This window comes from Aeromonas molluscorum 848 (genome assembly GCF_000388115.1).
In the GTDB taxonomy this organism is placed as follows: Bacteria; Pseudomonadota; Gammaproteobacteria; order Enterobacterales; family Aeromonadaceae; genus Aeromonas; species Aeromonas molluscorum.
This window is the reverse complement of sequence record NZ_AQGQ01000108.1, coordinates 1-13,698: the sequence shown is the minus strand read 5'-3', so window position 1 is coordinate 13,698 and position 13,698 is coordinate 1. Positions and strand designations below refer to the sequence as shown.

Below are 13,698 nucleotides of genomic sequence, written 5' to 3'. Positions count from 1 at the left end.
CAGCCTCGCACGGCACGGCGGCTGATTTCCTATAAAATGAGGGCCCCTGCTGCAAACAGGGGCCCTCTTCTCATCACTGGGCAAAAAGAGTCAACCCATGGCCTTGGCCCGCGCCACTGCATTGGCGGGCATGCGAGCGGCAAGACGCGACAGCAGGCTGGCCGCCCGGCCATGAAGTGCCTTGTCGCCGATCACGGCACCATGCAGCAACTGGTAGGCCTCCTCATAATCCAGAGGGCTGCCGAGCCCCGCCAGCAACATCTCTATCCACTCCAACTGCGCCTTGAGCAAACCCTGGCTAGCCGCCTCCCGCATCAGCGTCTCGGCGCGTAGCAGATCCTTCTGCACCAGTATCCCTTTCCAGTAGTAACGGCCCAGCTGCTCCAATGCGGGAGCCAGTCCTTGATCCGCCGCGGCCCATAGGAACTTGACCCCCTGCTCAGCATCGGGCTTCACACAGACACCCCAGGCCAGCATGTCCCCCCACAGAAACTGATAGGAAGGGATCTTCATCACATTAGCCCGCGCCTCTATATCCTGGGTCAGCTGACACCTGTCTTGTTTGACCTGCTTGAGGTGGCGGCCTTGCTCAATCCAGTCGAGCAGCTCGTCCTGACGATAGAGGGGCACAACCTGCAACGGTGCCACCGAGACCGGAGGCAACTTGGCCGCCGGATCCACGATCTCGACCAGGGTGGCGGGGGCCGCCGAGGTCTGGTTAACGGGGGCAGGCCACTGGGGCAGACCTGCACCGGGCAAGGCGGATGGCGTGGCGGCCTTGGCCTGGGTGAGCGGCTGACCAGGGTTGGATGTCACTGTACTCTCGGCAGGCAATACAGTCGCCTTGGCAGGTGCCGGTTCAGATGCGGCCAACAACCTGGTGTCGGCCGAACTGGCGTCACTGGGTACTGCCTGAGCCTGACCGGCCAGCGCACACGTAAAGACAATGAGGGGGAATACGTTCATCATGGGTTCTCCTGCTGCTCTCCTGTATCGGCCGCAGGGAGCCATCCCTTGAGTCAGGATGAAACCAGGATGGCAATTCGCAGCGCCAAGATAACGAAAAGGGGAGCCTGAGCCCCCCCTTTTCAACCGTCAGGCGCTTTATTTGACGAAGTCGACACCCAGCTGGATGTCGGCTTTCAGGGTGGCCAGCATGCCATCCATCGCTTCCTGCTCGAAGGCGCTCAGCTTGCCGTAGTCCAGTATGGTCTCGACGCCGTGCTTGCCCAGCAGGATAGGTTGCGCAAAGAAGCTGGCGTGCTCGCCATTGCCTTCCACGTAGGCGCACTCGATGACGTTGGCCTCGCCTTGCAGACCCTTGATCAGCGACAGACCGAAGCGGCAAGCCGCCTGACCCATGGACAGGGTCGCCGAGCCGCCACCGGCTTTGGCTTCCACCACTTCGGTACCCGCGTTCTGGATACGCTTGGTCATGGCAGCCACTTCCTCGGCGGAAAAGTTGGCACCCTCAATCTGGGACAACAGCGGCAAGATGGTCACGCCGCTGTGACCGCCAATGACGTTGACTCGCACTTTATCAACGTTCAGGCCCTTGGCCTCGGCCACGAAGGTCTCGGCACGGATCACGTCCAGGGTAGTGATCCCGAACAGGCGGCGCTTGTCATAGACACCAGCTTTCTTCAACACTTCAGCGGCAATGGCGACTGTGGTGTTAACCGGGTTGGTGATGATGCCGATCAGGGCCTGCGGGCAGGATGCGGCACACTTCTCGACCAGATTCTTGACGATACCGGCGTTGATGTTAAACAGATCGGAACGATCCATGCCAGGCTTGCGCGCGACACCGGCAGAGATCAGCACAACATCGGCGCCGACCAGAGCAGGGCTCGGGTCTTCACCACAAAATCCTTTTACTTTCACGTCAGTCGGGATGTGGCTCAGATCGACGGCCACACCCGGGGTGACGGGGGCGATATCATACAGGCTCAATTCGGAGCCAGCAGGCAGGCGATTCTTCAGCAACAGGGCAAGGGCTTGGCCTATCCCACCGGCGGCACCCAGAACGGCAACTTTCATGATCAACTCCATGTTTAAGCAGGTTTAAGGTTGTTTCTTGTTGTGCGCCCAACCTTAAAGGATCCCCCCCTAAAAAACAATCTGATAACAGTTGCGATAACAGGTTCTGTGAGCTACGGAACAGCCAGCGCCGAAAGAGGAAGGTAAATGTGAAAAATTGAAGGAGAAGCACAGATTTTCTGTGTTTCTCCTTCAATCAAGGGGGCAAGATAAGGAGCCTAGCCTTGGAAAGCCAGGGCACGGCGTTCGCACCAGCGAAAGCCAATTGTTAACAAACCATTCATACCGAGGTAGAGGGCCCCTGCCACAGTGAACACCGCCAGGGTGTCATAGGTCTGGGCATTGAGGCGCTGGGCCAGCCCCATGATGTCCATGATGGTGATGGTACTGGCCAGGGAGCTGCCCTTGAGCACCAATATCACCTCGTTAGAATAAGCGGGGACCAGGCGACGGGCGGCATGGCGCGCCTTCATCCACAGGGTCTGGCCAGGGGTAAACCCCAAGGCGCGGCAGGCTTCCACCTCCCCCGCAGGGATAGCTTCGAGTGCCCCTTTGAACAGCCGCGTCGAGTAGGCCGCCGTATTGAAGCCAAGGGCCAGCACGGCGCAGAACCAGGGCTGTTTGAGCAGCGGCCAGAGCGGCCCTGATTTAAGCCATTCAAACTGGCCGGGCCCGTAATAGATAAGAAAAATCTGGATGAGCAGCGGCGTCCCGGTAAAGATCAGCACCCAGACCTGCACCAGCTGGGTCGCCAACGGGATGCGGCGCTCCAGCACCCAGGTCATCAGGACGGCCATGGCCACCCCGAGCAGCAGACTCAAGGCGGTCAGCTGCAAGGTGGTACCAAGCCCGCCGAGCAGGGTGATCAGATAGTCTTTCATCCCTAACCTCCGTAGCGCCGGCTATAACGTGACGCCTGTTTGAGGCCCGCCTCGCTGACCAGACTGATCCCCAAATAGATGAGGGCTGCCGTGGCATACCAGGTGAAGGGCTGATAGGTACTGGCCGACGCCATCTGGGCCTGACGCATCATCTCGTTCACCCCGATGAGGGAAACCAGGGCGGTATCCTTGAGCAGTACCAGCCACTGATTGCCAAGTCCGGGCAGGGCGTGACGCCAGGCCTGGGGCAGGACGATGCGAAAGAAGATCCGCCCCCGTCCCAATCCCAACGCCTGCGCCGCCTGACGCTGACCGGCAGGCACCGCATTGAGGGCACCACGCAGGGTCTGGCAACCATAGCTGGCAAACAGCAGGGAGAGCGCCAGCACACCGCAGGCAAAGGGGCTGAACTCCACGTATTCGCCGGTGATGAGGAACAGCACCTGAGTCGAGCCAAAGTAGATGAACAGCACAACCAGCAGCTCGGGCAGACCGCGGATCACCGTGGTCAGCGTGGCAACAGGCCAGCCGAGCCAGGGCTTGCCGCTCAGCTCGGCGGCACTGAATGCCAGCGCCAGCACCATGCCTCCCGCCAGGGAGGCCAGCGCCAGCCCCAGCGTCATCCAGGTTGCATCAAGCAGCAGGCTCAGCATGGCTTACTGCGCGAAGTACTTGTCGAAGATCTGCTGATAGGTGCCGTTGGCCTTGATGTCGGCCAGCCCCTTGTTCAGCTGGGTCAACAGCTCCTTGTTGCCCTTGGCCACGGCGATGCCAAACCCGGTGCCGAAATATTTGGCGTCGGTGACTGGGGTGCCCATGGCGGCATACTCTTTATGCTGCTTGAGCCAGTCGGCGGCCACGGCAGTATCGGCAAACACGGCGTCGGTACGGCCATTCATCATGTCGAGGAAGGCGCTCTGGTAGCTGGCGTAAGGCACTGTCAGCAGGCCCTTGCTGACCCAGTTATCGACCAGATACGACTGGTGGGAGCTGCCGTTTTGCACGCCTACCGTCTTGTCGACCAACTCTTCCGGCCCCTTGAAGGCGTCCTTCTTGGCCACGAAGACGGCGGAGTTTTCGTAATAGATGTCGGAGAAATCAACCTGGGCGGCCCGCTCTGGCGTCACGTCCATGGCGGCGATGGCGGCATCGAAGCGGTGGAACTTGAGGCTGGGGATCAGGCTGTCGAACGCCTGGTTATGGAAGCTGCACTCCAGTTTGGCCTGAGCGCAGATGGCACGAGCCAGGTCGATGTCGAAGCCCTGGAACTCGTTCTTGTCATCCAGGTATTCGAACGGGGCATAAGTCGCCTCGGTGACGAACTTGATCTCTTTGGCCACCACAGTGGTGCTCAGCAGTCCCATGGCCACGGCCAGCAATACGCTCTTTTTCATGTGATTGTCCTTGTCAAAATGAAGGGATTCAGTGATTCAGAAATTCGGCAAAACGGCTTGTCTGAGGCGAGCTGAAGATAGCGGCAGAGCCGGATTCGATAATCTGCCCCCGCTCCAGATAGATCACCTGACTGGCCACTTTGCGGGCGAAATCGACCTCGTGAGTGACCACCACCTGGGTGATCCCCGTCTCACCCAGGCCTCGGATGATCTGGGCGACCTCCTTGGTTATCTCGGGATCCAGCGCCGCGGTCGGCTCGTCAAACAGCAGTACTTCGGGGTCCATCATCAGGGTCCGGGCGATGGCCACGCGCTGCTGCTGGCCGCCGGAGAGCCGGGCTGGCCAGGCATCGCGCTTGTCGGCGAGTTGCAGTTGGGCCAGCAGATAGCCAGCTTTATCGATGGCGGCCTGCTTGCCCATGCCGAGCACCTTGATGGGCGCCTCGATGAGGTTTTCCAGCACAGTCAGATGAGGCCAGAGATTGTACTGCTGGAACACCATGCCCACCTTGCGGCGCAGCGCCTGGGCTTCTCGGGCGAACTCGCCTTTGGAGAGGGTCGAAGGGAAAGAAAATTCACTCTTGCCGATACGCAGGGTACCGGCATCCGGGGTGTCGAGCAGGTTCAGCATGCGCAGCAGCGAGCTCTTGCCCGCACCGCTCGGGCCCAGCAGCACCAAGGTCTCGCCGGGATTGGTGCAAAAGGATACCTGTTGCAGCACCTGCTGTTTGTGCCAGGACTTGTCGATAGCGTTTAATTCAATACCCATACAACCCGACTGAATAAGTTTTCAAAATTTCGTCCTGATTTTAATCTCAATATGGGTATATGCAAGCTAAACTTGCATCTATATGCAGTACAAACCGCAGTTCCTTGCCAAAAAAGGCATATGAATGCAAAATGGCCGTGCTGAACATAGCTGCCGCCTGCGCACTACAGGCCGCCACCCTCCCTCATTCGTGAGTCCAAGATGAAGCATAACGACAAGCAAGAAAAACTGGCCAAGGCCTTTAAAGCCTTGCTGAAAGAAGAAAGATTTGGCTCCCAGGCAGAGATAGTCACGGCCCTGCAAGAGATGGGTTTTGAAAACATCAACCAGTCCAAGGTATCGCGCATGCTGAGCCGCTTCGGCGCCGTTCGCACCCGCAACGCCAAAATGGAGATGGTCTATTGCCTGCCGGTTGAACTTGGCGTGCCCACCACCTCCAGCCCGCTCAAGAACCTGGTGCTGGATGTCGACCACAACGGCGCCCTGGTGGTGATCCACACCAGCCCGGGCGCCGCCCAGCTGATCGCACGCCTGCTCGACTCCCTCGGCAAGGCCGAAGGGATCCTCGGCACCATCGCCGGGGATGACACCATCTTCATCACGCCGACCAGCGATACCGACATCGAGGAGCTTTACCTCTCCGCCCTCGAACTGTTCGAGCAGACCCCTTAATCGGTCTGGCGCAGCTACGGCTGGGCTCCTTGAACGAAAAATCCCGGCCAAGGCCGGGATTTTTATTGCTGCCCTGCGGACATCTTACTGTCCCTGACTCTGCAAAAACTCGTCTGAGGGAGCGAAGAAGGCCGCCCCGGTGACGGCGCGGGTGAAACGCAGCAGATGATCGAAGTGATTCCCCTCCCCCCTGTACATGCTGGCCAGCATGGCATTGAAGTGGGCCTGAGTGCGGCAGCAGGAGATAAAGTAGAGCCCTTGTTCGGTCATGGTGCCCCAGGGCATGCTCTGGCGCAGTATCTCCATGGACTCACCCTTGGGAGTCTTGAGATTGACTCGTTTGATGTGAGCGGTCAGCGGCTTGTCGGCGGACTCGTACTCTATGTTGTCCTGCTTGGTGCGGCCAATGATGTCCTCTTGTTCCTTCAGGGCCAGTCGCTCCCAATCACTCATGGCATGCACCCAGCGCTGCACGTGGATGTAGGAGCCGCCCGCGAACTCGCCACCGGCCAGCAGGGCCACTTCCGCCCTGTGTTGATCCTGAGGATTCTCGGTCCCATCGACGAACCCCGTCAGGTCACGGCAATCCAGATTGCGGAAACCACGCACCTCCTCGGCCAGCTCAACCAGACCACCCAGCAGGGCCATCAGTCGTTGACCGGCATGGTGCAGCACGTCGACCCGGTCGGCCCGCAGCTGCACGAACAGATCGAAGGGGGTATGGGGTGCCTGCTGACCGTTGGCCTCCTGGGCCATGAAGGCACGGAACTGGGGCGGGCGCGCCACGCAATAGAGACCATCCCAGGCTTCGGAGCCTACCGCCAGCAGACCGGAGAAGCCGGCGTCCGGAAAATCGGCACTGACCGATTGCCACAGGGTAGGCACCTTGGCTAGGCGGCGGATCAGCTCGGCACTGTCACCGACCCGGTTGAACATCAAATAGAGGGCATGCAGATTAGGCTCTGCGCAGATCCCGGTTTGGGCATTCATTCATCTCTCCCATGTGTGAGCATTGGTCGATCATAAAGTCGCCTGATTATAAAGCAATGGCCGATGGGATCCTTGATGTGACCCGGTACCTGCGCGCATCAGAGATCGAACAGCACCAACGCATGGGGTTCCACCTGCACCCTGGCACGCGCATGGGTCAGGGGCTCATTGATACTGGCCTCCAGCGTCAACTCGCCACAGGCCAGCTGCACCCGGCAGTGATGGCCGAGGAACTGTTGCTCCATCAGGGTGAGCGGCCCCTGATCATCGCCTATCAGCTGCAGCTGCTGGGGTCTGAGCATGAGTTGGCACTGGACTCCCCGAGCCAGACCATGGGGCTCATTGCCACGAATGAGGCCAATGGCGGTCTGCACGCTATCGGTATCCACCACCTCGGCGGCCAGGTAGTTGACCCCTCCAAGGAATTCGGCCACGAAACGATTTTGCGGATGGCGATAGAGCTGCCCCGGCTCCCCCACCTGTTCGATATGACCGGCACGAAACAGCGCCAGTCGATCCGCGAAGGCGAACGCCTCCTCCTTGCTGTGGCTGACGAAGACGGCCCCTATCCCCTGCCCTTTAAGCAGAGCACGGATCTCCAGGATCAACTTCATCCGTACCTGGGTATCAATATTGGAGAAGGGCTCGTCGAGCAGCATCAGACGCGGCTTGCACACCAGGGCACGGGCAATGGCAACCCGCTGCTGCTGACCGCCGGAGAGCTGATGGGGGTAACGCTCACCCAGCCCCTGCAAATTAACCAGCTGGAGCGACTCCTCCACGGTCTGGCGACGCTCGCTGCGCGTCTGCCTCCCCAAGCCAAAGCCGATGTTCTCGGCCACGGTCAAATGGGGGAAGAGCGCATAATCCTGGAAGATCATGCCGATGTTGCGCGCCTCGGGAGGAACGCTCACCCCGGGGCCATCGAGCAGATGCTCACCGAGCCGGATCTCGCCCTGCGCCAAGGGCAGCAGGCCGGCGATGGCCTTGAGCAGTGTGGTCTTGCCGCAGCCACTTGCCCCCAGCAGGCAGATTATCTCGTTGTCAGCCACCGACAGGGACAGCTGATCCAACACGTTGTGACCGTTATAACGGCAGCTCACCTTCTCGATTTGCAAGCAAGACACGGCTTAGATCCTCTCATTCTGTGGTACCGGCCTTGGCCGGAACATAACTATCCAGTCCTGATGGGGCTCAGTGGCCCTGGCTATCCAGGCTGCGGTTGACCCAGATGAGCGGCAGCAAACCCACCAGTACGATGACGATGGCGCCAAGGGCGCCGCGCTCCAGCATCTCGTCCGAAACGAACTGATAGACATGGGTCGCCAGGGTCTCGAAGTTGAACGGCCGCAGCAGCAGCGCGGCGGGCAGCTCCTTCATGGATTCGATAAAGACCAGCATGGCACCGGCAAACAGGCCCCGGCGCACCAGAGGCAGATGTACCCGCCTGAGCATGCCGCCCGCCCCCTGCCCCAAGGTGCGGGCCGCCATGTCGAGACTGGGGGAGATCTTGCCGAGACTGCTCTCCACCGAGCCAATGGCGATGGCGACGAAGCGCACCAGGTAGCCGAAGACAATGGCGGTGAGCGTGCCGGTCAGCAGCAGGCCAGGCCCTTCTAACCCAAACCACTGCGCCACATCGTTGATGCCAAAATCCAGCGCAGTGAGCGGTACCAGTACACCGATGGCGAGTACAGTCCCCGGCATGGCGTAACCCAGGGCGGCGAGACGCAGCGGGATCAGACTCTTGATCCCGCCATCAAGGCGGCGGAAGAACCCGAGCAGCAGCGCCACGCCCATGGCCAGCAGCGCAGTCAGAGTCGAGATCAGCAGGCTGTTACCGGCAAAGCGCACAAACTCCGGTGTCCATGACAGTGCAAAATAGCGCACCCCGTAGTCGAGCAGTATGGCGAATGGCAGGGCAAAACCGACCAACACCAGACCCCAGCACCAGAACCCGGCCAGCCAGCGCAGCCCCCCTTTGAGCGGGTAACGTAGTGGCGGCTCATGGCCCATGGATTTCTGGAATACCTGCTGACGAGTGCGGGAGCGGCGCTCAAACGCGATCAGCAAGACGACCGCCAGCAGCATCAGGCAGGAGAGCTTGGCCGCCGTCGCCAGGCTGCCGTAGCCGAGCCAGGTATCATAGACAGCGGTCGTGAGGGTGTTGATGGCAAAGAAATGCACAGTCGCAAAATCAGCCAGGGTCTCCATGGCCACCAGGGAAACGGCCACCATGATGGCGGGTCTGGCCAGAGGCAGACTGATGCGTCGAAAGCTCTGCCAGGGCGAACTGCCAAGCAGCCGACTGGAGTGGATCAGGCTGACCGACTGCTCAAGGAACGAGGCCCGCGCCAACAGATAGACATAGGGGAATAGCACCAGGGCCAGCACCCAGGCAGCCCCCCCGAGGGAGCGGATCGCCGGGAACCAGTAATCGGCGGGGCTCTGCCAGCCAAACAGGGCGCGCAGCCCGGCCTGCACCGAACCGGAGTAATCAAACAAGTCCGTATAGACGTAGGCCACTATGTAGGAAGGCATGGCCATGGGCAGCATCAGGGCCCACTGCAAGGCCCGGCGACCCGGCACCTGGCACATGGCGACCAGCCAGGCGGTCGGCACCCCGAACAGCAGGCTGAGCAAGACGACGCCCAGCACCAACAGCAGGGTATTGGCAAGGTAGGTGGAGAGAACGGTATCGGCCAGATGGGCGAACAGATCCCCATCCGCCGAGAGCGCAGAAAACAGCAGTGCCAGAATGGGCAAAACCAGCAGCAGGGCACAGGCCCAGCCGCTGGCTATCCAACTAAGTTTTTTCATGAGTCCACAAAAATGGATGGGGCCCCTGGCCCCATCTGATTACAGATCGAACTTGACTTCGTCGAGCAGTTGCAGCGCATCCTTACGATGCTTGGCATAGTCGCTGACCGGCAGGGCATCGACCTTGAAGCTGCCCCAGGATTTGACCATGGCGGACGGCTCAACACCGGGCTTGACCGGATACTCGGCGTTCACTTCGGCATACATGTGCTGCGCCTGATCACCGGCGAGGAACTCCATCAACTTCTGCGCTTGCGCCTTGTTCTTGGCGTACTTGGTCATGGCCACACCGCTCACGTTGACGTGGGCGCCACGATTGGTCTGGTTCGGGAAGTTGATCTCGACGGCCTCAGCCCAGGCCTTCTGCTCCGGGTCCTTGAGCATGGCGCCCAGATAGTAGCTGTTGCCCAGGGAGACATCACAGATGCCATCCTTGATCGCCTTGACCTGATCCCGATCGTTGCCCTGAGGCGTGCGCGCCAGGTTGGCCTTGACCCCTTCCAGCCAGCTCTTGGTATCCGCCATGCCGTGATGAACGATCATGGAGGAAACCAGGGCCACATTGTACTCATGCTTGCCGCTACGGGTACAAATTTTCCCTTTGAATTCAGGCTTGACCAGATCTTCGTAGCTGATGGTGTCGAGCTTGCCCAGACGTTCCTTGCTGGAGTAGATGGCGCGAACCCGGGTGGTCAGGGCAAACCAGCGGTTATCCGGGTCACGATAGGCGGCCGGGATATTCTCCTGCAGCAACTTGCTATCTACCGGTTGCACCAAATCCTTGTCGACTAGGTCGGTCAGGCGGCTGATATCCACGGTCAGCATCAGATCCGCCGGGGAGAGCTTGCCTTCACGCTCCAGTCGCTCGTTGAGCCCCTCTTTGGCAAAGACCACATTGACCTTGATCCCTGACTCTTTTTCGAACTGCTGAATGATGGGCTTGATCAGTTCATCCTGACGGTTCGAATAGACATTCACTTCCTGTGCTGCCATGGCGGCAGGAGCAGAAATGGCCGTCAATGCCAGCGCCAATAGTGTCTTCTTGATCATGGAGTCAATTCCTTGGGACAAATGCAAATAGTGAGAATTATTGTTGTTTGCATTCTGCCCCAGGGTATTGCCATATCGCAAGCCGATTACCGCATCCGGATCACAAATTCATTCAACGATAAATAAAAGGGCCGGATGGAATCCCATCCGGCCCTTTTGCTGAGCTAACCGTCAGTTAATGGCTGCTTTTGACCGTCACAAACTCCGGATAAGCATCCACACCACATTCGTGCAGATCGACGCCCATCATCTCTTCCTCTTCGCCAACCCGGATCCCCAGGGTCGCCTTGAGCAGGAGCCACACCACCAGGGAGGCGAGGAACACCCAACCGAAGATGACGGCGGCACCGAGCAACTGAGCACCAAAGCTAGTCGCCTCGTTGCTGAACGGCACGACCATCAGGCCGAAGAAACCACAGACACCATGCACCGACAGGGCTCCGACCGGGTCATCTATCTTCAACTTGTCGAAGCTGACGATGGCATAGACCACCAAGGCACCGGCCAGGATACCTATCAGGCTGGCAAAAAGCGGGCTCGGCGAGGCAGGGTCGGCCGTGATGGCGACCAGACCGGCCAGGGCGCCGTTCAACACCATGGTCAAATCAGCCTTGCCCCAGGTCAGCTTGGTCACCAGCAGGGCGCCCAGGGCACCGGTTGCGGCGGCGGCGTTGGTATTGACGAACACCTTGCCGATGGCGCTGGCGTTGGCCGCATCGGACAACATCAATTGCGAACCGCCGTTAAAGCCAAACCAGCCCATCCAGAGGATCAGGGTTCCCAGGGTCGCCAACGGCAGATTGGAGCCGGGGATGGGATAGATCTCGCCGTTCTTGCCATATTTGCCACGACGCGCCCCCAGTACCAGCACGGCGGCCAGCGCGGCGGCGGCGCCGGCAAGGTGCACTATGCCGGAACCGGCAAAGTCGGAGAAGCCCGCCTCTTTCAAGAAGCCGCCACCCCAGGTCCAGTAGCCCTCAACCGGGTAGATGACCCCGGTCATCACCACGCAGAACAGCAAGAAAGACCAGAGTTTCATCCGCTCGGCCACGGCGCCGGAGACGATGGAGGTCGCAGTTGCCACGAACACCACCTGGAAGAAGAAATCAGACTCCAGAGAGTGACTCGCCCCCTCGGCCTGAGTACCGAGCAGGGTGCCAACACTTGGCAACCAGCCACCGGCCCCGTTATCGACGTACATGATGTTGTAACCTATCAGTAGGTACATCACGCAGGCGATGGTATAGAGCAGAACGTTCTTGGTCAGTATCTCCGTGGTGTTCTTGGCACGCACCAGGCCGGCTTCCAGCATGGCGAAACCGGCGGTCATCCACATGACCAAGACGCCGGACATCAACAGATAAAAGGTATCCAGCGCAAACCGCAGCTCACTGACACTCTTGGCTAACTCTTCCATGACAATCTCCTAACAGCTTCCCTATCCCAATGACTTACAGCGCTTCGTCGTCTGTTTCGCCGGTACGGATCCGCACCGCCTGTTGCAGCTCATAGACGAAAATTTTGCCGTCCCCAATCTTGCCGGTGTAGGCCGCCTTGCAGATCGCCTCGATCACGCTCTCCACGTTGTCGCTGATGGTGGCAATCTCCAGCTTGACCTTGGGCAGGAAGTCGACCTGATACTCGGCACCACGGTATAATTCGGTATGCCCCTTCTGCCGACCGAACCCCTTGACCTCGGAGACGGTCAATCCCTCGACGCCGAGATTGGCAATGGCTTCACGCACATCGTCCAACTTGAAGGGCTTGATAATCGCAGTAATCAATTTCATCTGGTTGCTCCCAATCCATGGTGTGTCGATATAGAGCAATCAATTCTTGTGCCAATATTTTTTATTGTTATATTTCAATAGGATATAATAATCAGTATCGAACCTATCTCATCAGACTCTCCAAGGGGGAGCAGAGCGCCCCACAATGAGGCACCATCCTTAAACAAGGTTAAAAAATGCACCAATTTGGTTCAGTGAATCCATGTTAGTCATCTCTGAGAACGTCACCCTGCCCTGGCACGAGCTGCAGTTTCAGGCGATGCGTGCTCAGGGTGCCGGGGGTCAGCACGTCAACAAAACAGACTCGGCGGTCTGGTTGCGCTTCGAGTACCGGGGCTCCCCCAGCCTGCCCGAGCTCTATAAAGAGGGACTGGACAGGCTCAGCGACAGCCGGGTTCACGACGGTTTCATTCTGATCAGGGTCGAGACCCATCGCAGCCAGGACATGAACCGCAAGGAGGCCATGAGCCGACTGGTGGAGTTGCTGACCAAAGCCGCCTGGCGGCCCAAGACCCGCCGGGCCACCAAGCCGACCAAGGGATCCCAGCGCAGACGAGTCGAAGCCAAGAAGCGCAAAGGTGACATCAAATCCGGACGAGGCAAGATCGCCCTGGATTGACCCTTGGCGGATCATATGAGCGGCGCTTTCTCCCCGCAGAAACACGGGGCACCACGGCGAAAATATGAACACAAGATGAAGGTCATTCTCAGAAGATCTTCAGCAGATCGGGGGCATGATGAACGTGTACCTGGATGGACATCCCCCATGCACGTGCACCCATGTGACACTTCCAATCTGTTTTCTCGCGCCTCTTCCCTGGGGCGCTTTTTTTTGTGGCTTCTTCCCGGCCAACATCCAGAGACAAAAAGGCCCGCCGAGGCGGGCCATGACCGGAAGGTGCTAGCTTCGGGGGTCAATCAGATAGCGAGGAACAGACCCGCCAAGGCGGCGCTCATCAGATTGGCGAGCACACCGGCCAGTATGGCGCGCATGCCATAGCGAGAGATGAACGCCTTGCGCTCCGGCACCATGGAGCCTAAGCCGCCGATCAGGATCGCCATGGAAGAGATGTTGGCGAAACCACACAGCGCGAAGGTGACGATGGCCTTGCTTGATTCGTTCAGGGTCTGATCTTGTACCAGGGCGATGAAAGCCACGAATTCGTTGATGACGACCTTGGTACCAATCAGAGCGCCGGCAGCCTGAGCCTGATCCCAAGGCACACAATCAGCCAGGAGACAGGGGCAAACAACCAACCCAGGATGATCTGGAAGCTCAGTTCCCAGCCAAA

The 13,698-nt window shown here is 59.3% G+C and carries 14 protein-coding genes and 1 pseudogene; 2 read left to right on the top strand and 13 right to left on the bottom strand.

All coding sequences use genetic code 11. From position 1 onward, the window contains the following. Positions 1 to 90: 90 nt before the first annotated feature. From G113_RS13965 to G113_RS13940, 6 genes are all read right to left on the bottom strand, one after another. Positions 91 to 684, bottom strand: a complete 594-nt coding sequence (locus tag G113_RS13965; protein WP_040319240.1) for a tetratricopeptide repeat protein — start codon at positions 682 to 684, stop codon at positions 91 to 93. A gap of 420 nt (positions 685 to 1,104) precedes the next feature. Then, positions 1,105 to 2,040 (bottom strand): malate dehydrogenase, encoded by a 936-nt coding sequence (mdh, locus tag G113_RS13960; RefSeq protein ID WP_005904838.1) that lies wholly within the window; start codon positions 2,038 to 2,040, stop codon positions 1,105 to 1,107. A 218-nt stretch (positions 2,041 to 2,258) separates the two neighbouring features. Next, complete coding sequence (gene artM / locus G113_RS13955; protein ID WP_005904837.1) at positions 2,259 to 2,921, bottom strand: arginine ABC transporter permease ArtM; 663 nt, start codon at positions 2,919 to 2,921, stop codon at positions 2,259 to 2,261. A 2-nt stretch (positions 2,922 to 2,923) separates the two neighbouring features. Then, positions 2,924 to 3,574, bottom strand: a complete 651-nt coding sequence (gene artQ / locus G113_RS13950) for an arginine ABC transporter permease ArtQ (protein WP_005904836.1) — start codon at positions 3,572 to 3,574, stop codon at positions 2,924 to 2,926. A 3-nt stretch (positions 3,575 to 3,577) separates the two neighbouring features. Continuing rightward, positions 3,578 to 4,315: a transporter substrate-binding domain-containing protein gene (locus G113_RS13945; RefSeq protein WP_005904835.1), complete on the bottom strand. Its 738-nt coding sequence runs from the start codon at positions 4,313 to 4,315 to the stop codon at positions 3,578 to 3,580. A 28-nt stretch (positions 4,316 to 4,343) separates the two neighbouring features. After that, the gene (locus G113_RS13940; RefSeq protein ID WP_005904833.1) at positions 4,344 to 5,084 is read right to left on the bottom strand and encodes an ATP-binding cassette domain-containing protein; all 741 of its coding nucleotides are present in this window, start codon (positions 5,082 to 5,084) and stop codon (positions 4,344 to 4,346) included. 201 nt (positions 5,085 to 5,285) lie between these two features. Between G113_RS13940 and argR the strand changes: the two genes are divergently transcribed. Beyond that, positions 5,286 to 5,756 carry a transcriptional regulator ArgR gene (argR, locus tag G113_RS13935; protein WP_005308670.1) on the top strand — a complete coding sequence of 157 codons (471 nt, stop codon included), beginning with the start codon at positions 5,286 to 5,288 and terminating at the stop codon, positions 5,754 to 5,756. Between the two features lie 84 nt (positions 5,757 to 5,840). On the opposite strand, the gene G113_RS13930 is transcribed toward argR, so the two are convergent. The 6 genes from G113_RS13930 to glnK all read right to left on the bottom strand — a co-directional run bounded on the left by G113_RS13930 (position 5,841) and on the right by glnK (position 12,406). Continuing rightward, complete coding sequence (locus tag G113_RS13930; RefSeq protein ID WP_005904825.1) at positions 5,841 to 6,746, bottom strand: Dyp-type peroxidase; 906 nt, start codon at positions 6,744 to 6,746, stop codon at positions 5,841 to 5,843. 98 nt (positions 6,747 to 6,844) lie between these two features. Beyond that, positions 6,845 to 7,873, bottom strand: coding sequence for an ABC transporter ATP-binding protein (locus tag G113_RS13925; RefSeq protein ID WP_005904823.1), 1,029 nt, complete (start codon positions 7,871 to 7,873; stop codon positions 6,845 to 6,847). 67 nt (positions 7,874 to 7,940) lie between these two features. After that, on the bottom strand, positions 7,941 to 9,566 hold the full coding sequence (locus G113_RS13920; RefSeq protein WP_005904821.1) for an ABC transporter permease: 1,626 nt from the start codon (positions 9,564 to 9,566) through the stop codon (positions 7,941 to 7,943). 39 nt (positions 9,567 to 9,605) lie between these two features. Continuing rightward, a complete protein-coding gene (locus tag G113_RS13915; RefSeq protein WP_040319239.1) occupies positions 9,606 to 10,613 on the bottom strand; it encodes a Fe(3+) ABC transporter substrate-binding protein in 1,008 nt (335 codons plus the stop codon). 178 nt (positions 10,614 to 10,791) lie between these two features. Continuing rightward, entirely contained in the window at positions 10,792 to 12,033 is a 1,242-nt protein-coding gene (locus G113_RS13910) for an ammonium transporter (RefSeq protein ID WP_005904815.1), read from the bottom strand. A gap of 34 nt (positions 12,034 to 12,067) precedes the next feature. Next, complete coding sequence (gene glnK / locus G113_RS13905; RefSeq protein ID WP_005904813.1) at positions 12,068 to 12,406, bottom strand: P-II family nitrogen regulator; 339 nt, start codon at positions 12,404 to 12,406, stop codon at positions 12,068 to 12,070. A gap of 202 nt (positions 12,407 to 12,608) precedes the next feature. Between glnK and arfB the strand changes: the two genes are divergently transcribed. Next, complete coding sequence (arfB, locus tag G113_RS13900; protein WP_005904810.1) at positions 12,609 to 13,025, top strand: alternative ribosome rescue aminoacyl-tRNA hydrolase ArfB; 417 nt, start codon at positions 12,609 to 12,611, stop codon at positions 13,023 to 13,025. A 299-nt stretch (positions 13,026 to 13,324) separates the two neighbouring features. Here arfB and G113_RS13895 read toward each other — a convergent pair. Beyond that, positions 13,325 to 13,698 (bottom strand): annotated as a pseudogene (locus tag G113_RS13895) (nucleoside transporter C-terminal domain-containing protein); the annotation flags it as partial.